We start from the raw sequence: 21,414 nt of genomic DNA, 5'->3' as shown, positions 1-21,414 counted from the left end.
AGGTCAAGGAGGGGTAGCCGAGGATGGGGACCGATTCGGTGACGTCGGACGGTCTGGGTCGGCTGCTGCTCGGCCTGCGCTGCGGCGCCGGGCTCAGCCAGGAGGAACTGGCCGCCGCCGCCGGGATCAGTGTCCGCGCGGTGGCCGACCTGGAGCGCGGTCGGACCCGTGGCCCGCAGCGGCGCACCGTCCAGGCGCTCGCCGCCGCCTTGAGGCTGGACCCCGCCGACGCCGAGCAGCTGGAACAGGCCGCGAAGGCGGGCCGGCCGCGCCCCCGGCAGGAGGTACGGCCCGCCGCGGACGGCGCGGTCACGCCGGCGTCCGGCATGCTGGCCCTTCCCCGTGACATCGGGGACTTCACCGCGCGTGGCCCCGCCCTGTCCCAGCTCCACGCCCTGGTGGACAGGGAGCACCCCGCCCACCCGCCGGTCGCCGTCGTCTCGGGACAGCCAGGCCTCGGCAAGACGGCCTTCGCCGTGCACGCCGCCCACGGACTCGCCGACCGCTTCCCGGACGGGGTGTTCGCCGTCGACCTGCGCGGCATGGAGGAGGAGCCGACCTCCGCGCGCGACGCCCTGGCCCGCCTGTTGGGGGCCCTGGGGGTGGCCGAGAGCGAGGTGCCGGCCGGGACGGACGACCGGGCCGGCCTGTACCGGTCGCTGGTCGGCGAGCGCCGCATCCTGCTGGTGCTGGACAACGCCGTCGACGAGGACCAGGTCCGCCCGCTGCTGCCGGGCAGCGGATCGTCCCTGACGATCGTCACCAGCCGGCGTGCCCTCGCCGGGATCGAATCGGTGCACCGCATCGCGCTCGCCGTGCTCAAACGGGAAGAGGCCGTCGAGCTGCTGACCCGGATCATCGGCCCGCAGCGGGTCAAGCGCGAGGCGCAGGCCGTCCGTGACCTCGCCGACCTGTGCGGGCACCTGCCGCTGGCGGTGCGGATCGCCGGGCAGCGCCTGGCCGTCAGGCCCGAGGAGCACGTCGGCAAGCTGGTCGCCAGGCTGGCCGAGGAGAGCCGTCGGCTGGACTCGCTGCAGGCCGGCGGACTGCAGGTACGGGCCGCATTCGCCCTCTCCTACCAACAGCTGAGCCCGCCCTCCCGGTTGCTGTTCCGGCGGGCCGCACTCGTCGCCGGGCCCGACTTCAGCCCCGAGAGCGCCGCCCTGCTGACCGGTCTGCCCGCTGCCCGGGCGGCCCTGTACGCCGAGGAACTGACGGACGCTGGTCTGCTGCAGCCCGACACCGTCGTGGAGCGCTACCGCTTCCACGACCTGCTCAAGCTCTTCGCCACCGAGCAACTCACCCTGGAGGAGGGCCCGCAGGTCGTCGCGGAGGCCCGGGACCGGCTCGCGCGCTGGATGCTGTCCCGGGCCACCGCCGCCGCGCTGCGCTTCGACGCCGAGCGCCACGCGGAGGACCCGGTCGACGACCCCGACCCCGCGAGCGCACCCGCCGACCGCACGGAGGCCCGTGGCTGGCTGGAGGCGGAGCGGTCCGAGTGGGTGGCGGCGCTGCGCCAGGCCCAGGTCGCCGGACGCCACCAGCAGGTCATCGACGCGGCCGAGGCCATGCACTGGTTCTCCGACGTGAACCACCACTGGGAGCTGTGGGTCGAGGTGTTCACCCGGGCGGTGGACTCGGCCCGCGTGCTGGGGAGCCGCCGGGACGAGGCTGTGCACCTCAACTACCTTTCCTGGGCCTACAGTTACTGCCTCTACGACAATGCCGGGGCACTGGCGGCGGCCGACCGGGCCTGCGCCGTGGCCCACGAGATCGGCGACGCCCTGCAGATCGGCTGGGCGCTGGGCTACTCCGCCGGAGCCCTGCGCCGGCTCGGCCGCACCGAGGAGTCCATCCACCGGTTCCAGGACGCGGCCGCCCGCCTGGCCGACGTGGACGCGCCGCCCGCTCGTCTGGCCGAACTCTCCGTCCTGAACGCCCTGGGGCGGGGGCTGCGCGAATCCGGCCGGGTGGAGGAGGCGCTGGTCATCCACCGGCGCGGGGTGGAGCTCAGCCGGCAGAGTCTGTGGGGACAGGCCGCCGACACGATCGGTCTCTACCACGCCCTCGCCCTGCACGAGACCGGCAACGACCTCGCGGCGCTCGGCCGTTGGGCCGAGGCGGAGGGCATGCTGCGCGGGGCCGTCGAGGGCTTCGACTCCTTGCGGGTGCCTGCCTGGGGTGAACCGGCCCGGCTGGACCTCGGTCTCGTGCTGCGCCGGCTCACCCGCTACGACGAGGCCCACGAGACGCTGCTCGCCGCGCACGGCGGGTTGTCCCAGCTCAAGAGCCCACGGCAGGAGGAGGCCGCCGCCGAACTCCGCGCGGTGGAACAGCTCACCACCGGCGGCCGGTAGGGGGCCTGCCCCGCCCGCCGGGTCGCACCGCTCGCCCGGGGCGAGGTTCGATCCGGTCGGCGCCTGTGGTAGAACTGCACGAACTCGTGCGGTACGGGCGAGGGCTGGGCAGTCGTCAGGCCGGGGTGTGGTCCAGACCCCCGGGCCGATGGGTCGCTGTCAGCCCGCTCGACGTCCGTGCCGAAGACGCCCCAGCCGTCCGGCCCCCGGTGGTCCGGTGCGGCGGTCCTGGCGCCGCTACCGCGAGTGCACCCCACACCCTGGGTACGAGGCTGTCCGGGCGCGCCCGCTGCGCCGCCCGGGTCGCCGTCGCGCCCGTGATCCGTTCCGCCCGGTGTTGCCGGGCCACCGTTCCCACTCCACTACACCGAGGATGACCATGGCTGACAACGGCACCACGGTCGAAGGCACCGCGCAGCCGGCCCGCCCGGGCTTCCCGGCGACGGAGCCGGAGGCCGCGACGGTGGTCGCGCCGCCGGCCTCGGGCGCCGACGAGCCCGGCACCGAACCCGACAGCGAGCCCGGGGCGGGGTCCGGTACCGCCGCCGGGTCCACGGAGTCGGCCGAGCCCCGGGCCCCCGGTGCCCAGGCCGATCCGGCAGCCGCGGCGACTGCCACCGTCGACCCGTTGCGTGCGGCGGTCCCGTCCCGGTTCGGCCGGCCTGTGATGCTCGCCGCCGCCGTGGCGGGTGTGCTCCTGGTCGCCGGTCCCTTCGTGATCGCTGGGCCGGGCGGCTCGCACGCCAAGCCGCACAACAGCGCCGCTGCCGACACTCCGGTGGGCCCCGACGGCTCGCAGGCCGGCTTCGTGCCGGGGCTCGCCGCCACCCCCGGTGCCGCGCCCAGCGGCGGACCGAGCGGTACGCCGGGCAAGGCGCCGGTGCCAGGCGCCCGGGTGGGCGCGGCCGCGCCGCAGGGCGTTCCCGTCCTGCCGGGCGCCGCCGCCAACCTGGCTCCCGGAGCCAACGCCAAACCAGGTCCGGGTGGCGGGAGTTCGGGCGGACGCGGGATACCCGGCGGCAATCAGGCGCCCGCACCGGCCGCCACCAGGGCCGCCACCCCGGCACCCACGCCTGCGCGGCCGTCCGGGGCCAAGCCGCCCGCGTACAGCGCGGTCACCGGGCCGGGCTGCAGCACCTGGGGCTACCAGGAGACCGGCGTCTACACGAAGGGCGCCGACGGCTGGCGCCGCGGAACGCACGCCTGGTCGCAGGACGGCTGCCACGGCTCGTACTCCGCACTGCCCCTGAGCGGCCGCTCCAGCCCCGACTCAGCGCTCTACGCGGAGTGGCTCTTCTCACCGAACCTGACCGCGTCGGCCTCCTGCACCCTGATGGTCTACATCCCGCCGGTCTCGGACCGGACCATGGTCGGCGGCAACCCCGCCTACTACACGGTCTACCGGGCCTTCACTCCCTCGGCCAACAACGTGATCGGGAGCTTCCAGATCAACCAGGGCGCCCACCTCGGCCGGTGGGTGACGGCCGGCACCTACCCGGGCAGGGCCAAGCTCGCGGTGGGTCTCGACAACCGCGGCGTCGACTGGGGCAGCAGCAATGAAGGCCGGCACGTGGCCGCGGCCCAGGCCGAGGCGGTCTGCCGGAACTGACTTCCGGCGGCAGTCCCGCTCGTGCGTCGCCGACCCGTACGTCCATGCCGTCCTGGGCGTCTTCGCAGGACGGCAAGGGCATCCCTGAGTGTTGACGGCACATCAGATGCGTGCCGGAGCGTGCGCATGAGGTGGTCGGGGTCGGTGAAGGCGGTGTTGGCCTGGCTGCTGCGTCGCAGTAGTGACCAGATGCCCTCGACGGGGTCGAGGTCGGGTGCGTAGGCCGGCTGGAAGTAGCAGCTGATCCAGTCGTGGGTGTCGATGAACTGCCGCATTCGGCGGTCCTTGTGGACATTGAGGTTGTGCCAGATGAGCACGATGGGTGTGCCGAGTTGCTGGTGGGCGTCGATGAGGAGATCGCGGTGGTCGGTCCAGGTGAAGTTGCGTCCGCCGCCCCGTTTGTGATCGGCATGTCGTTTGGGCCGGTAGATCAGGCGTGTGCGTTCGCCGTGCTTGGGGGGGGGCGTGCCGGCCGGTGCGGAGGTACAGGTGGATCAGATGCGGACGCGGTGGCCGGGGGCTCCGACACCGGTGGCAGTGATGCCCTGGTCGTTCCAGCTGCCCGGACCGGTGTTGAGCCAGGCGCGGGTGGCGCCGTTGTCGTCGACCACCAGGTAGTCGGCCAGGCCGTCGCCATTGATGTGGACGTCGTAGTCCCCGACGCCGGTGGCGCGCTTGGGCGGGGCGGGTTTGACGTCGACTGTCGCCTTGATCCAACCGAAGCAGGGCGGTAGTTGGCGCCAGGCACATCCGCTGACCAGGACGTAGATGATGGCCGCGAAGAGAGTCTCGGCAGAGTCTGCAGCTAGTGCGGGCAGGTCGTCGGGAACGGGTCGGGGCTGAAGCGGAACAGGGCGGTCCGACGTGGTTCGGGTGGCGAGGGGGCGGGGCCTCTTCTGCCGGTAGTGGGGGCTACTTCTGCCGGTAGATCTGCATGGTCATCCCCCTCATGCCCGTGATCGACTTGTCAGGAGTGCTGGGGCGCTGGTTCTCCCCCTTCCTCGACACGACCACACCACTTGGCAAAGGAGCATGTACGTGCGCAGATTCAAGAGTGCCCTCACAGCGGTTGCGGCCCTGGCCGCCTTCGCGGGGGTGGGTGCCGCGGCGGCGCCGGCACAGGCGGCGACCTACTGCACGGACAAGGGCCAGAAGTACTTCTGCGACTACGGCGTCTCGTCCACGAAACTCGACAACGGGACGACGGAGGAGTTCCTCGTCGGTACCGATCACGCGGTGTGGACGAACTGGAGCTACCCCGACGGCTCCTGGAACGGATGGGTGTCCATGGGCGGGTGGGTGAAGAGCCAGATCGTCATCGACCACCTGCAAGGCAGCCTCTCGAACTTCACCATCGCGGCCATCGGCAGCGACGGCAACTACTGGTTCCGGGTCCGCTCCTCCAACGGCGCGTGGACCGCCTGGCAGGTGAGTTGCAACGTCCAGGACGGCCCGGGTTGCCCGTGACCGCCGTACGGCGCTGCCCTGTTCCTCGGTGGCCAGGTCGGCCAGGCCCGCGGGGCCGAGGTAGCGGCCGGTAGCCGCGTAGCGGACCTCGATCCGGTGGTCGTGGTGGGGCATGAAGCAGACCTGGGCCTGGATCCCGGCCGCTGGGCATTCGCCCACCCTTGACCGCCCTGACCAAGCCCTACTAGGCCATGGGAATATTCCACGCCGAACTCTATTGCTGCACCGGCGTCCTGATGCATGGTGTGTATGTGGACGTCCTTCGCCCCCCGATGAGGACTTCCACACCATGGGCCCCCTGAGCTGCGTGTTCAGCGGGGCCCGCCGCTCCTCCCGGCTCCCCACGGGAGGCTCTGCGGCTGCCCTCAGCCCGGGGCGCGGTTGCCAGTGCCCTGGACGACCCGTCATCAGTTCAGCCAGGGCACCTCCGTGAACGGCAGGTGCCGCTGCGGGTGTTGGTGGGACAGGCCGTCGGCGGTGGGCTGGGTGCCACGGCCGGTGTCGAAGGTCAAGCGGCCGACGACGGGTGTGGTCCGGCCAGCCAGGTGGCAGTTCCGCCGACGGCGGCGAGCCCTGGACCTACCCCGAGCAGCAGGCCGCGGGTCCCGTCGGCGGGGGATCGTCGTGGGTGCGGGCGAGGACGGCCAGGACGCCGACACCGCCAAGGTTGCCTTTCTCGCGCAGGGTGGCCCAGGTGTGGCGGTTCACCTTGGCACGGTCCTCAATACCGGGGGCCTGGTCCACGCCGAGCCCCCGTTCGGCGTCCTCGATGATCCGAGGGCCGCCAGGATGCAGCACCGTGAACCGGACCTCGTCGAGTTCCTGTCGCTTCAAGTAGTTCAGCAGGGCGGGCATGATGTCGTTGACCGCTTCGGTGGCAGACTTCTCCCAGTCGTTGCGCAGGACGCAGCGCAGGCTGCGGCCGTGCTGCCAGGCATCTCCTCGGGCCGCTGCCTCCATCTGGATTCGAACGATGGGCAAGGCTCGGTGCGTGCGGTGAGGGAGAAGGAACTCCTTGTAGAGCGGCGAACTGAATGCGCTGCTCGCGAGTTGGTGCCGGAGTGGTCTGTGGCGGTTGGCGCTGCGCCGGCTTGCGCAGATGTATCGATCCGCTGGTGGCGCGAGCCACCGCAGGTCGCTGGTCTGGCGGCCGGAGCGGTGAATTCGGGACGCTGGCAGGACGTGGGGGCCGCGAAGTATCCACAAGGGTGCGGGCTTGCGCCTGTTGCGGGACGCAGGGTCTTCCTGGACTTCGGCAGGGCCGGCCGCTCCTGGCGGGAGCGGTAGGCCCTGCCGAAGGTGGGGAGTCAGTGCAGTGCGCCGACCTCGGTGGCCGAGAGCGTGCGTGGGAAGACGTGGACGTCGGCTACGGATCCGGGGAACGCCAGGTAGGGGCTGGTGGCTGACGCGCTGTTGACGCAGCCGCCGATGGTCAGGGGCAGGGACGAGTCGTACTGGGGGCTGAGGTTGGTGGCTGTCCCCATCAGGGTCCCGTTTTGGTAGAGGGCCATCGAGCCGGAGCTGGAGTTTCCGGCGACGGGTGCTCGGTAGGTGGCGACGAGGTGGGTCCAGGTGCCGATGGGGGCCGTGTTGGTGTCTCCTTCCGCGGTGGGGAAGTCGGAGTTGTCGTCGTTGGTGGTCGTGGTCTGGTACATCCAGGCCTTACTGGTCTTGTCGTACGAGAGGTAGAACGCCTGGTGCTGGGTGGTGCCCTGGCAGACAGCCGCGGCGCCGAGAGCTGAGTTGATCTTCACCCAGGTCGAGACGGAGTAGTCGCCGAGTGTGTTCACCGCGCTCTGTTTGCTCCTGACGAAGCCGGTGCTCCCGTCGAAGGCGACGCTGCCGGAGGCCCCGCTCGGCGCATCGGTGCCGAAGGCGGCGCTGCCGGAAGCGGTGAACGGGTTGAGGGCGGCGGTGTCGTTGCCGTTGGCGGCGAGCTTCCACTCGTCCTCGGGCATGCCGTTGTCCCAGCCCATGGGCATGATCACGCTGTCTGCGCTGGCCTGGCTCGCCTGCATGGCGTACGGGTAGGTGTGGACGTCTGCCACGGAGCCAGGGAAGGCGGCGTACGGTGCGGTCGCGTCTGGGGCGTTGATGCAGCCGCCGATGGTCAGGGGCATGGACGAGTCGTACTGCGGGGTGAGGTTGGTGGCGGTCCCCATCAGGGTGCCGTTCTGATAGATCGACATCACGCCGGTGTTGGACTCTCCGTCGACCGGGGCAGTGTAGGTGACCAGCAGGTGGGCCCAGGTGCCGACGGCGCCGGTGTTGGTGTCGCCCTCCGCGGTGGGGAATGCGGCGCCGGCGTCGTTGGTGGTCGTGGTCTGGAACATCCAGCCCTTGTTGCCGCTGTCGTAGCCGATGTAGAACGACTGGTGCTGACTGGTTCCCTGGCAGATGGCGGTGGCATCGACAGCCGAGTTGATCTTCACCCAGGCAGAGATGGTGTAGTCACCTGAGGTGTCGACGGCGGTGTGGTCGCTCTCCAGGAATCCGGTGCTGCCGTCGAAGGACGCTGCGCCGGCTCCGGCGTTGACCGCGTCCGGGCCGGCGGCGCTGAAGGTCGTGCCACCGACCGCGGTGGATGGGTTGTCGCCGTTGCTGTCGGTGCCGTCGGTGGCCAGCTCCCAGTCGTCCTCGGGGGTGTCACGGCCTGTGGTGAGCGGGACGATCAGGTTCGGCGCGATGCTGACCACGTTGTTCGTGTCGCTGACATATTGGCTGGCGAGGTCGGCGTAGTAGGCGTTGGACGGATTGCCGTTTGAGAGGTCTGCAGCCTTCACGGTCGATGACTGAGTCGTGCCGTCCGTGGATACCGCCTTGGCGAAATCGATGACCTGACTGGGGAAGTTGTTGAGGAGAAAGTCGTTGACTAGCTCGCGCGCGGCTTCCTGGGTTGCTGTGCCCGGGTGGGCAGAGGTGAAGGGCGGGATGGTGGCGAAGTACGCGGTGATGTTGGCGTTTTGGGTGATGTACTGGCCGTTGACCGTGGTCTGACCGTCATCGGTGTTGTACCAGGTCACCTGGCTGTTGAGCGTGGCCAGTCCGTTCTCGACGTTGGTTGCGCAGGTGTCAGCGCTGCTGGTGCAGTTGAGCAGGTCGGCAGCCCCCGTGGAGAGGACGACGGTGCGTACGTTGCCCTGGGTCAGCACGTTGCGGTCCAGGGGGTTGAGTGCGCTTTCCGGGGTGGCGCTGTTGGTGATCTGTGGCAGCAGGTTGTTACTGAGGCTGGTGCTGTTGGTGCCCGCGTTGAGGACGCCGTAGTCGACGGAGTTGTCCCCGTTGGTGTCGTTGACCAGGGCGTCGGTGATGGCGTCGCTGAGGTGGTGCTGTCCGTCGCCGTTTGGGGAGTTCCCGTCGCCTTTTGCGGTATCACCGTTGACGCTCTGGTCGCCGTAGAGGACGACCGAGCCGGTGGGGGCGGTGGTGGGGGTGGTGACGTCGATGCCGACGAGGTAGGGCAGACCGGTGTAGGTGGTCTGCGTGTAGTTGGCGCCGGCGGTGTCACCGGTGCGGTTGGCGGCGTCGGTGCTGGCCCAGACGGGGGTCTGGGCCACGGCGTGGCCGGGCATGGCGGACACCGAGCCGTGCACCTGCAGGCTGACCAGGAGTGTTGTCTGCTGTGCGACGGGCAGGGACACGGGATCGCTGGTGGCGTCGGCGCCTGCGGGGATGGTTATCGCGCCGGAGCCGCCGAATGTCACGGTTGTCGGTGTCGCGGACGCGGTGGCGCCGCCCGCGGTGGTGTCCTGCAGAGCGACGGAGGCTGCGTCGAAGGTCACCGGGGTGGTCCCCATGGCGTTGGACAGGTGGATGCGTACCCCCTTGCCGTCGTCATCGGTGCCGATGCTGACATGGGCGGGGATACGCAGTGTCTGCCCGTTGACGCTGGCGGTGCTGCCGCTGGACAGCTGTACCTTGGCTGTGTCCTGGACCGAGGACCAGGTGCCGACCCAGTGTTTGGCGCTCGATCCGCTGCCGGTCACGGTCATCGGCCGCACGCCCAGCCCGAGGACGTGCAGAGTGGGCTGTCCTGTCTGGACGCCGTTGGAGAACAACGGCAGGGAGATGCTGCTGATGACCGAGCCGGGACATTTCAGCGGGACACTGACGGCGTAGACCTTCGGGCCTGAGCTCGGACTGGTCTGGGTGTTGTTGCTGTGGTTCTCGTGGACCAGCGTGATGGAGGCTGCGGCGGCCGGACCGGAGAGCCAGTCCGGCACGGTGTCCAGCCGGTATGCCTGGTTGACCGCGTTGTTCTGGTCCACACAGTTGTTCTTGGCGTACGTGATGGTGCCGGTGGCGCCCTTGGCGGCGCCACCGGTCGCGAAGGCAAGGAAGATGACGGCATCACCGGTGTTCACCACTCCGCTGCCGGGCAGGGTGATGGTCTGGCCGGATGCCAGCATGTTGTCGTAGGTGCTGGTGCCGAACTTCGGCAGGGCGACGGTCGCGCCGTCGACGGTCACCGTCTTGTTGCTCTGCCAGCCTGCCGTGCTTGTCAGGTCGGCGGAGTTGATGCTGTTGCCGGAGCCGTCGGCGTCGGCCGTGCTGGTCGTGGTGGTGAAGGTGCTGGTGGTGGTGTTGTTCAGGCAATTGCTCGTGGCGTTGATCGAACAGGCCAGCGCGGGCCCGAGGCGCAGCACGTCAATTCCGGCCTGGTAGCCCGCCGATCCGGGGTTCTTGCCGCTGATGGTGAGGGTCAGGGTGTGTACGCCTTGACTGAGGATGAGCAGCTGGCCGTTGGCGTCCTTGGGGATGCCCAGGTTCAGGAACTGGGTGGTGGTGTAGGAGTTGTAGGCGTCGAAGCCGCTGATCAGGGTGGACTGGGTGCTTTTCCCCGCGTCCAGGATCAGGTGGTAGATGCCGTAGTCCTTGGCCTTGGTGAGATTTGCTCCGAAGCTCCAGGGACCGTCTTTGGGGATGTCGAAGCTGAAGGTGGCGCTGTCACCGCTGACGACCTTCGAGGTGGTGGTCTTGTTGCTGAGCATGGCCTGGTAGCCGTCGGCGAACTCGTAGCCGCTGAAGGCCGCTTGGCTGATCAGCTGGCCGCCGGTACTGGTGGTCGTCGCCTTGGGCACGGCGGTGGTGGTGCCGTCGGTGTTGGTCGCAGTCCAGCCGCTGATCATCTTGTCGCCGTAGGCGTACGTGGGGGCACTGGTCCCGGCGTAGAAGGCGTAGGCAGTCTGAGAGATGGACGTAGAGCCGGCCTGGTCCACCGCCTTGGCATACAGCGTGTGAGGTCCCACCACGGCCGGGGCGAACACGGGCGAGGCGCTGCCGTTGATTGCCGACGTCCCGGTCCCGGGACCGTTGTCGGACGTGGCGTAGTAGATCTGGCCTTGTGCGATCTTCGTGCCTGCCGTCAAGTGCATGACGCCGCTGCTGCTGTACACCGTGCTGCCGAGTGTGGCGTCCAGGGAGAACAGATAGCCGGTGATGTTGTTGGTGTGGTTGTTGCCCAGGACGAAAGTGCCCTGATCGCTGAAGGCGGCGCCTATCTGCTTGGCGGGGAACTGGCTGGAGGTCACTGTGGGGGAGGGCGGTGCGCTGGTGTCCACAGTAAAGGCCTGTGTCTTGGTCCACACAGCTGAACCGGTGTCGGCCCAGTAGCCCGCGGCGTTCTGTGCGGTCGCCTTCCAGGTGTAGGCGCCGTCCGGCAGGCTCGGGGTCGTCCAGTCGCTACCGTTGGTGTTGTACCGGGCGCGTTTCTTGGAGTCCAGATTGGGGCCGAATCCCTGGCCCACGAGGGTGCCTGCGGAGTTGTACACGTGATAGTCGACGCGCACCAGTTCGCTGCCGCCGGCCAGGTCCGGGTCGACCGCGCGGGCGGAAAGCGTCGGGGTGTGGGTGGTGGTCATCGTCTTGCCCGAGCTGACGATGGACGGCTTGATCGCGGGGGTTCCGGTGCCGTTCTTGAGCTTGGGCCGGTAACTGTAGGTGACCGACAGGGTGGCGCCGCCGCCGTAGGCGAGCTGCTTCCACTGGGTGGCGTCGTTCATGTCGGGCGACTGGACCATCAGCGTCATGCTGCTCCAGCTGCCGCCCGCCGCGCTCTGTGCCCGGGAGGTGACGTCGAACTCGAGCGACGGCGGGCTGACCCAGGAGTTGGACCCCTCCTTGACCGGGCAGGTGCCGGCCTCGTGGCTCTTGGGGTTGGTGCCGAGTGCGCCGGTGCGCCCGCCGGGCTCATGTCCCCAGTACAGCGAGGAGGAGTTCCATCCGGCGGGGCGGTCGGTGCCGTAGACGGCGGCGGGGGTGTCGTCGCAGGAGGCGGCGGAGAGCTGGTTCACGTACAGCGAGGCGTGGCTGACCACGGCGCCTTTGATGCCGCTGGTGTTGATCTGGTAGTAGGTGCGGGCCCGTTCACCGTTGCCCGGGGTGCTGTTGTCCCACCCTTCCCGGGCGTTGGTCGCTCCGGTGGTGGAGGTCGAGTTGTAGACGTTCCATCCGTTGTCGGAGATCCGGGCCCAGTCGAGCTGGGAGGGCCTGCCGCTCCACTCCGGGTCCACGTAGACCGGGTAAGACCGTGTCCTATGTGGTGACGGCTCGTTGTCTCATGTATGGGGCGGAGTACGTGGAGTTGGATTGTTCCGGACGGACTGTGGGAGATCGCGGAGCCGCTGATTCCGCCGTCGAGGGTACGGCCGCAGGGCGGCGGAACACAGGACACACCTGATGAGACGCTGTTCGCGGCCATCATCTACGTGCTGGTCAGCGGCTGCGCCTGGCGGGCCCTGCCGCCCTGTTTCGGCGTGTCGAAGTCGACCGCGCACCGCCGCTTCCTGATCTGGTCCAGAGCCGGCGTGTGGGGCAGGCTGCACGAAGCGATCCTGCACCGCCTCGACGACGCGGACCTGCTCGACCTGTCCCGCGCCGTCCTCGACTCCGCCCACGTCCGGGCTAAAAAAGGGGCGAACTCACAGGTCCGAGCCCCGTGGACCGGGGCAAGCCGGGTTCCAAGATGCACGTCCTGTCGGACGCAAACGGACTGCCCCTCCTCGTCGGCCTCTCGGCAGCGAACACCCACGACAGCCAAGCACTGAAGCCCATGATCACGGGTCACCAAACGAGACACGACCCCCACAACGGCCGCTACTTCAAGCCGCAACGCCTACATGCCGACAAGGCCTACGACATCCCTCACCTGCGAAAATGGTTGTGGGGCAAGCACATTGGCGTCCGCATCGCACGCAAGGGAGTCGAGTCCAGCGAACGGCTCGGTCGCCGAAGGTGGGTAATCGAACGGACCATGTCCTGGCTGTCGGGCTACCGCAGACTCAGCCCTCGCTACGAGCGCCATCCTCGCAACTACCTGGCCTTTCTCGGACTCGCCGCGGCCATCTGCTGCTACAAGCGACTCCTCAAGCTGACCACGTAGGACACGGTCTAAGTGGTGGTCTTGGCGGTGAGCAGGGACTTGTCCAGGCCGAGCAGTTGCTTGCCGTGCTTGAGGGTCACCTGGACGCGGGCACGGTGCCGGCCGACCTTGGCCGCTGCGGTGTGCTCGGCCCGTGCGGCAGCGATGGCCGGCGTCCGGGCGCGGGCAGCGCTACCTGTGTTCTGGCCGGTGCTGTCCCACATCAGGGCGGTGTCGCTGTGGAACAGCGTCTTACCGGTGTGCTTGTCGGTGGCCTGCGCGCCGCCGTCTGAGGTGGTGGCCAGCTTGAGGTTGGTCGAGGTGGTGTTCCAGGCAAGACCTCGCAGCCGCGGATCGGCGGCGGCCTTGGGGGTCTTGACCACCAGGATCGAGGAGTACCCAGAGGCGTCCGCCGTCAGCTGGAGGTCGATTCCAGGGAGCACTTCGGGGTAGGTGGCGGTGTCTTTGGAGATTACCGGTCTGGGAAGTGCACCCGGCCAGGAGAAGCCCAGCCTGTCGGCTCCGTCGCGCATCGTGACCAGTGCGCCGGAGCCACCGGCGGAGAAGGTCACGTGCGTGACAGCGGCTCTGGGTGCCCAGGTCCCGTCCGTCTGTCGCACCAGAGTGGTGTCGATGGGTACCCATTTCCCTTGCTGCTGCACGCGCTGCGGCATCGAGGAATCGGTCCGGGTGAAAGTGCCGTCCGGGTTGGCCACCACTTCGGTTCCGCTGCCGGTGAGCGAGTCGACGGTCACTGGTTTGCCAGTCGCTTTCGCCTGCGCGGACGCCGACTCAGTGGGGTTGAGGCGTAGGGCGGACTGGGGGCGGTCGCTCGGGGACGCGGCCTGGCGTGATGGGGTCGGTGCACTCGATAAAGCGTGAGCCGGTGTCGTAGCGGCCAGTGAACCGGCAGTCAGGGACGCGATGACTGCGGCGGCGATCGGTCTCGATGCGGGACGTCTGGACGCGCCGACAGGTACGCGAAAAGCGGACATCGAAGTTAGGGTCCTTCGCAAGTTTATGCGGTTCCCCCCGTGGGTCCCGCGCCGCTGTGCATTCTCTGGGGCCGGTGGGAGCCGGGTCCATCACCAGTTGATCGCCAAGTGCCCATACTGGGTCCACTTTTGACACATGGAAGGTCACTTGTGTTCCAGTCTGTGCGGTTCCTTTGCTTTTCCCCGGAAGATCCTTTGCCTGGAGATGTGACCTCAGGCCCTAGCTTGATTTCCTGCGGGGGGATTGATTGACGTGTGCCTCCGTTTTGACGTGCACTCAAATCGCTGAAGTTAAAACGAACTTGAGCGGATTGGGGCCAGGGAGGGGACGTACAGGATGGCGCGGATTTCGGGGTGGAGACGCGGTCGGGCAGTTTGGGCTGCCCGGAGGGTTCGTCGTACAGCGGTGGTGATGGCCGGCGCCTTGGTGGTGAGCCTGCTACCCGCCGGCGTGGCCGCGGCGGCCACGCCGGAAAAACGGAACATGTCGGCTCCTGCCGCTCCGCACAACAAACGGGTCCCCTTGGCCCGCCCATGGCCCAAGCGGGGCTTATCTCCCAAAAAGTTCCAACACTTCGATCCCCGTGGTCAGGCGAAATTACCCGCACCGGGCAGCGCCTTGGTGACCCTGCCCAACGCGACCCCCTTCGCGAGCCTGATCGCCAAGGCGCCTCAGGTACGGGCCGGAAACATCCCCGTCCTGCTCGGTGCTGCCGCAGGCTCGCAGCCCCAGCCAGTCACCGGGGCGCAGCGAGTGCGGGTCACGATGCTGGACCAGACAGCCGCGCGTGCCGCCGGTGTCCACGGTGTCCTGTTCACGCTGCATCGCACCAGCCCCGGTAACGGAAAGATCCCGCTGCGAGTGGACGACTCCTCGTTCCGCTACGCCTTCGGCGGTGACTTCGCCTCCCGCCTGCACTTGGTTCAGTTGCCCGCCTGCGTGCTGACCACGCCGAAGCTGGCCAAGTGCCAGACGCAGACCGCCGTACGTACGGCCCCGGGCGCGCCGTTGTCCGCCCAAGTCTTGCTGCCGGGCTCGCCCACGGCCTCGGGCACGGCTGTCTCTTCGCGCTCGGCAATGAGCGCATCCAGCGCAATGGTCGTCATGGCCGCAACCGCAGGGGCTTCCGGCTCATCCGGTGACTACTCGGCTACCGCTCTGTCACCGGGCGGCTCCTGGTCGACCTCGGGGAACACGGGCGCGTTCACGTACAGCTACCCGATCACGGTGCCGTCGGCGATCGGTGGGGCAGCGCCTCAAGTGGGCCTGTCGTACAGCTCCGCAGGTCAGGACGCGCGTACCGAGGGGACGAACAATCAGTCGTCGTGGTTGGGTGACGGTTGGACGTCGACGGAGAACTACGTCGAGCGCACCTACAAGTCGTGCAGCGACGACTCTTCGTCCGGTGCTCCGAAGGGCGACGGCGATCAGTGCTGGGCGGGACAGATCCTGACCCTGTCGCTGAACGGTACGTCCACCGACATCGTCTACGACGACGCCACCAAGAGCTTCCGTCCAGCCGACGACAACTCCACAATCAAGATCGAGGACCTCTCGGGCGGTTCGAACGGCACCAAGAACGGTGAGTATTTCAAGGTCACCGAGGGAGGCGTGCAGTACTTCTTCGGCCTCAACCGCCTGCCCGGCTGGACCAGTGGCAAGGGCGAGACCAAGTCCGTCTGGACTGAGCCGGTTTACCACGCACATGCTGGCGTATCCGACTGCCCGGACAGCACGGACTTCGCCGCCACCTCCTGCACGCTCGGGTACCGGTTCAACCTGGACTACGCGGTGGACCTGCACGACAACGCCACCGCCTGGTACTACGCACCGGAGACCGGCTACTACGGTGCGGACCTGAAGGACACCGCAGTGTCCTACACCCGCAGTGGCGTCCTTTCCCGCATCGACTACGGCATGACCTCCACGAGCATCTACTCGGGCACGGCGCCGGAGCAGATCCTCTTCGACACCACGGGAGAGCGGTGCATCCCCGGCACTCCGTCGGGCAACACCTGTGCGGACAGCCAGTTCACGACCGCCAACGCCGCGTACTGGCCGGATGTGCCGATCGACCTGAACTGCACCTCTGGGGCGAGCTGTACGAACCACGGTCCGAGCTTCTGGTCGCGCAAGCGCCTGACGTCGATCACCACGCAGATCCAGACGGGCGGCGCGACCCAGCAGGTCGACAAGTACACATTCACCCAGTCCTTCCCCGACGGCGGCGACCACGCCCCCACCCTGTGGCTGGACTCCATCAAGCGCACCGGCCTGGACACCTTGGGCGGTGCAGCGGGCAGCACGTCCACACCGGCAGTGAGCTTCGATCCGCCCCTGCAACTTCCCAACCGTGTGGGCACCATCCCGCAGATGCCGCTGATGTACCACGACCGCATCCAGACGGTCACCAGCGAGACCGGCGCCCAGACCACCGTCACCTACGACCGGCCCAACTGCTCCGGCGCCCCGGCCAGTGACCCCACAGACCCGACGGACGCGGCCGCCCAGACCTTCGCGTCGACCAACACGCTGTCGTGCTTCCCGGTGTACTGGACCCCGTACGGGCAGCCGGCACCGATGATGGACTGGTTCTACAAGTACAAGGTCACCTCGGTTGTCACCGATGACCCGCACAACTCCTTCCAGGACGGCACCGAGCCGAAGCTCGAAACGGACTACGCCTACAAGGGCAATCCGGGCTGGCATCACGACGACAACGAGGTCGTCAAGGCGAAAAATCGGACTTGGGGGCAGTTCCATGGCTACCCGGAGGTGGACGTCACCACCGGTGATCCCAGTGTTTTCCACCTGACCGACGGCGCCAAGGTCTATGACCAGAAGACGCTGAGCAAGACGTACTACTTCCTGGGCATGAACGGCGACACACTGCCGGGCAGCAAGACCCGCTCGGTGCCCGCGCTCACCAGCCAGGACGGCGCCACCTCCGTCGCCGATGACAACGCGCTGGCCGGACAGGTCTTCGAGACCGACACCTACACCAGTGCCACCGGAAGCCTGGACAAGGCCACCGTCACCGTACCCACGATCATCGGACCCACGGCCTCCCGATCCCGCAGCGGTCTCCGGGACCTGACGGCGCAGATGGTCCGCACCGCCAAGAGCCTCAGCCGGCAGAAGGTCTCCTACGGCTGGCGCAAGACCGAGACCGATACCTTCTACAACACCACCCTGGGCAAGTCGACGACCGGGATGCCCGCGCAGATCAACGACCGCGGCGAGACCGCTGACAGCGACAACGCCGCAAAGTGTGCCTACACCCGCTACCTCACCGGTGCGTTGGACACCTTGGTTGTGCCGGCCGAGATCATTGCCACCGACCAGGACTGTTCCGCCGCCGGAGCGACCCCGGGTGGCACCCTGATCTCCGACGTCCGTACCTCCTACGACAAGAACGCCTTCGCCTACGACGGAGACGGTCAGCAGAGCCCGGCGCTCCCCAAGACCGGAGACGTCACCCTCGTCCAGAAGGCGTCCGCCGCCACCGGCGCCACGGCGACCGCGTTCGTCGACGAGGCGGCAACCACCTATGACGGCTACGGCCGCAACACGCTGATCACCCGTACCCCCCACTCCACCGCCCCCAACAGCACCAGCCTGTCCCAGAGCACCGCTACGAGCTACACCCCCGCGACGGGAGAGCTTCCGACCAGCGTCGTCACCGCCACCCAGGTCACCCCCGGAGCCACCTGCACCACCGGCACGGCCAGCTCCAAGGACTGCCACGTCACCAGCAGCACCATGGACCCGGCCCGAGCCATGCCCACCGCCAACACAAGCACGGCCGGCCTGCTCACCTCAGTCACCTACGACGCGCTCGGCCGTCGCACGGCCGTCTGGCTGCCAAACGAGAGCAAGGCCAACAGCGCACCGGCGAACACCACCTACACCTACAACCTGTCCCAGACAGGCCCCTCGGTCGTCGCCACCAACACCCTGCTGGACAACGGCAGCTACGCGACCAGCGAAACGCTGTACGACGCTATGCTGCGCCCCCTGCAGACGCAGGCGACCGCGGAGAACACGAGCACCACGGTCAGCGACATCGAGTACGACTCGCACGGCTGGACCGTTGACACCAACAACGCCTACAGCGTCGCGGGCAACCCCGTCAGTACGCTCGTTCCAGTCTCTCAGGTGACCATCCCCGACACCACGGTCACCGACCACGACGGACTCGGCCGCGCCGGTCTGGTCACCGAAGAGCACGACGGCTCCAAGACCTGGACCACGACCACCGCCTATACAGGGGACAGGACCACCGTCCTGCCTCCCAAGGGCGGTGTCGCCACCTCGACAGTCGTCAACGCACGAGGCCAGACCACCGAACTGGACCAGTACACGGCGGCCCCCACCGTTTCCGGGACCGCGGCCACCGGCTTCACCGCCACCGGCGGCACCGCCTCACCCACGACCTACGCCTACACGGCGGCGGGCCAGCAGCACCAGGTCACCGGACCCGACCACACGGTGTGGACATCCGACTACGACCTGCTCGGACGCAAGAAGTCCCAGAACGACCCGGACGCGGGCAAGAGCAGCTACGGCTACGACGACGCCGGCAACCTCGTGTCCACCACCGACGACGCCAAGCAGATCGAACTCGACTACACCTACGACCTCCTGGGCCGCAAACTCACCGGTGGTGACAAGTCGAAGTCCAATTTCCAGTTCGCCTCCTGGACGTACGACACGCTGCGCGTCGGCCTGCCTACCTCCTCCACCCGCTATGTCCAGGGTGTGACGGGCGGTTACACGGTCGCCGCCACCGGCTACACCGTCCTTGGCAAGCCGACCGGTACCAAGGTCACCCTGCCGGCGTCCGAGGCGCCGCTGCCGTCGACCTATACGACGACGTACACCTACACCGTCAGGGACCAGCTGCTGGCGACGCAGAGTGACCCGCGCGCCCAAGGGCTGAACAGCGAGACCATCGCCTACGAGCACGACGCGCTGGGCAACCCGACGAGAACCAGCAGCACCGGCGACATCTACGTCGACGGGACCGTCTATACGGACTACGGGGCGCTGTCGCAGGTCACCCAGGGCGCCTCGACCAACCCGGCCACGACCACCTACCACTACGACGACCAGACCCTCCGGCCGACCGAGCGCCTCATCAGCCGGACCCAGGCACCCGGCCCGACCGTCGATGACACCAAGTACGCCTACGACGCCTCCGGCAATCCGACCTCCATCACCGACCAGCAGTCGGAGACCGGCAACACCGTCACCGACCAGCAGTGCTACAGCTACGACGCCCTGGACCGGCTCACCGACGCCTGGACCGGCAAAGACAACTGCGCCGCCAACCCGCCCACTTCAGGCACGCTCACCACAACGCCCGGCTCCTACTGGCAGTCCTTCAGCTACGACGCCATAGGCAACCGCCATCAGAGCGTCGACCACGCCATCGGCAGCACCGGCACCACCACCACCACCTACGCCAACGGTTGCACCGCCAACTGCAACTCCACTGGCGCCCAGCCCCACACCCTGACCGCCACCACTGGTGGCACCAACCCGACGACGTTCGGCTACGACGAGAACGGCAACCTGCACACCCGCACCCCCACCACCGGACCGGGCCAGACCCTTACCTGGGACGACGAGGGCCACCTGGCCCAGGTGGACACCAGCGGCTCCAGCCCCACGACCACCAAATACCTGTATGACGCCGACGGCAACCAGCTCATCCGCCGCGACCCCGGCCAGACCACCCTCTTCGTCGGCGACACCCAGATCGTCGTCAACACCGGCGTCACCCCCAACGTCCTCCTCGGCGCCGTTCGCAACTACTCCCACGGCGGCGCCGGGACCCCCGTGGCCGTCCACTCCAGCCTCACGGGCGGTGGAGTGAAGTACCTGTTCAACGACCCGTACGGCACGGCGACCCTCTCGATGGACACCACCACCCAGCAGATCGCCCGCCAGCAGTACACCCCCTACGGCCAGCCACGCACCAGCGCCAACACCACCACCTGGCCCGACCCCACCCATTCCTACCTCGGCAAACCCCAGGACACCTCCACCGGCTACACCGACGTCGGCGCACGCAAGTACGACCCCACCCTGGGCCGCTTCATCAGCGTCGACCCCGTCTTCGAAGCCACCAGCCCCCAGGAACTCGGTGGTTACTCCTACGCCGGCGACAACCCCATCACCAACAGCGACCCCACCGGCCTCTGCTTCGCGGATGTATGCGGTGTCGGCACCCCCAAAGGCGATGGCTCAGGGCAGATCATCACGGACGGTCCGATAGACCCGGGCAACCCCGGTGCCGGCAGCTGCCACCACGGTTCTTGCGGCCGCAGTGATAGTGGCGGTGGCGGCGGCAGTGGCGGCGGCGGTGGCAGTGGCAGTGGCGGCTGCTATTTCGTCCTGCTCAACCCGTGTGGTGTGGTCACGGTCCCTATGCAGTCCCATGGTCACGCCAGCGCGACGACGATCATCGCGGGGGAGCTCGCTGGCGTAGCCAACGGTCTTGACAAGATAAGCGACTTCGCGAATCCGGCGTGCTGGATCTTCTCGGACGCCTGCAGTAGCTCTGACTCGTCGCGTGCAGAGACCGACAAATGGGCGAAGGATGCGGGAGCAGATACTAGCTCGAGTATCTACGAGGCGGCAAAAAATAACGGATTCGCGGCGCCATTCCTTGCCCTCGGTGGTGGCCGATTTCCCGAAGATGATGCCCCACTCCTCGGGGTGACATGTAGTTTCACGCCTGCGACCCTGGTTTTGATGGCCCACGGCAAGATCAAGGCCATAGCGAAGATCAAAAGCGGTGATAAAGTCGAGGCCGCTGACCCCCAAACAGGAAAGCATCGGGGTCCACGTGTGGTCCTGGCACGCCTCGTCAACCACGACAACGACTTGATCGACCTGTCGATCGAAACAGCACCGCACCACTCCGCCATTATTCACACCACCTCGCGCCACCCATTCTGGGACGACACAGACCACACCTGGGTGCCAGCCGGTCGCCTCAAGCCGGGGCATGTCCTAGAGAGCGCAACCAACCGGCACGTTCGCATCCTCGACGTCCGGGTTCGTCTGGGTGCGGCGGACATGTACAACCTCACTGTCCAACAGCTCCACACGTACTATGTGCTGGCTGGGACCACGCCGGTCTTGGTCCACAATTCCAACGGCTGCATTCTTACCAACGAGCAAGGGCTTGCTGCTGCGAATGCGGCGAGCGGTGAGTTCGCAAATCCGGGCAACATGAGCGGAGCTCTCTACCTGGAGGGTCACGACAGTTCGATTGCCCTGTCGTCCGGACGTGGAAATGTTGGGGATGGATATGTCCGCCCTCCGGGTGCTGGTGATTTCTATCATCACCTGGAGGCTCAGGCGGCAGCCGAGATGCGGAGGACCGGCGTCATGGACGGGCATCTTTTCCTCAGCGGCGACTATATTTGCGGAGCGTGCACTGACAGGCTCCCGACGATGCTGCCGCCAGGTGCGACGCTCAGGGTGACCTTCCGAGCGGGTGACGGAAGTATGCAGACCGTTCCGTTTGTTGGCGCGGGCTAGTAGAAATTCGACGACCCCGGCAGGGTTTCCCTGCCGGGGTCGTTTGCTTCCTGAGCCTCGATGTTCCG

Annotated in this window: 8 protein-coding genes and 2 pseudogenes; 5 read left to right on the top strand and 5 right to left on the bottom strand. The window is 67.8% G+C overall.

All coding sequences use genetic code 11. The features are described from left to right. Window positions 1-23: 23 nt before the first annotated feature. Both ACIQRL_RS30905 and ACIQRL_RS30900 read left to right on the top strand, forming a co-directional pair. Window positions 24-2,357, top strand: coding sequence for an ATP-binding protein (locus ACIQRL_RS30905; protein WP_401337680.1), 2,334 nt, complete (start codon window positions 24-26; stop codon window positions 2,355-2,357). A gap of 379 nt (window positions 2,358-2,736) precedes the next feature. Next, window positions 2,737-3,966 (top strand): hypothetical protein, encoded by a 1,230-nt coding sequence (locus ACIQRL_RS30900; RefSeq protein ID WP_401337678.1) that lies wholly within the window; start codon window positions 2,737-2,739, stop codon window positions 3,964-3,966. Window positions 3,967-4,079: 113 nt separating this feature from the next. Here ACIQRL_RS30900 and ACIQRL_RS30895 read toward each other — a convergent pair. Further along, window positions 4,080-4,421 (bottom strand): annotated as a pseudogene (locus ACIQRL_RS30895) (transposase); the annotation flags it as partial. A gap of 246 nt (window positions 4,422-4,667) precedes the next feature. Next, window positions 4,668-4,757, bottom strand: a pseudogene (locus ACIQRL_RS30890) (IS5/IS1182 family transposase); the annotation flags it as partial. A 247-nt stretch (window positions 4,758-5,004) separates the two neighbouring features. Here ACIQRL_RS30890 and ACIQRL_RS30885 point away from each other — a divergent pair. Continuing rightward, entirely contained in the window at window positions 5,005-5,433 is a 429-nt protein-coding gene (locus ACIQRL_RS30885) for a hypothetical protein (protein ID WP_401337676.1), read from the top strand. Window positions 5,434-6,012: 579 nt separating this feature from the next. Here the strand turns inward: ACIQRL_RS30885 and ACIQRL_RS30880 are convergent. Further along, complete coding sequence (locus ACIQRL_RS30880; protein WP_401337674.1) at window positions 6,013-6,414, bottom strand: hypothetical protein; 402 nt, start codon at window positions 6,412-6,414, stop codon at window positions 6,013-6,015. Window positions 6,415-6,740: 326 nt separating this feature from the next. Continuing rightward, window positions 6,741-11,945, bottom strand: coding sequence for a LamG-like jellyroll fold domain-containing protein (locus tag ACIQRL_RS30875; RefSeq protein ID WP_401337672.1), 5,205 nt, complete (start codon window positions 11,943-11,945; stop codon window positions 6,741-6,743). A 51-nt stretch (window positions 11,946-11,996) separates the two neighbouring features. On the opposite strand from ACIQRL_RS30875, the gene ACIQRL_RS30870 reads away from it, so the two are divergent. After that, window positions 11,997-12,814 (top strand): IS5 family transposase gene (locus tag ACIQRL_RS30870; RefSeq protein WP_328446020.1). Its coding sequence is split into 2 segments (ribosomal slippage): window positions 11,997-12,345 and window positions 12,345-12,814, totalling 819 coding nucleotides; the frame shifts between segments, so codons are not numbered across the junction. A gap of 8 nt (window positions 12,815-12,822) precedes the next feature. On the opposite strand, the gene ACIQRL_RS30865 is transcribed toward ACIQRL_RS30870, so the two are convergent. After that, the gene (locus tag ACIQRL_RS30865) at window positions 12,823-13,548 is read right to left on the bottom strand and encodes a hypothetical protein (protein ID WP_401337670.1); all 726 of its coding nucleotides are present in this window, start codon (window positions 13,546-13,548) and stop codon (window positions 12,823-12,825) included. A gap of 652 nt (window positions 13,549-14,200) precedes the next feature. Between ACIQRL_RS30865 and ACIQRL_RS30860 the strand changes: the two genes are divergently transcribed. Next, the gene (locus tag ACIQRL_RS30860) at window positions 14,201-21,346 is read left to right on the top strand and encodes a polymorphic toxin-type HINT domain-containing protein (protein ID WP_401337668.1); all 7,146 of its coding nucleotides are present in this window, start codon (window positions 14,201-14,203) and stop codon (window positions 21,344-21,346) included. Window positions 21,347-21,414: the final 68 nt, after the last annotated feature.

The organism is Streptomyces sp. NPDC091209, from assembly GCF_044757755.1.
Taxonomy (GTDB): domain Bacteria; phylum Actinomycetota; class Actinomycetes; order Streptomycetales; family Streptomycetaceae; genus Streptomyces.
This window is presented reverse-complemented; position numbering and strand designations above follow the sequence as displayed.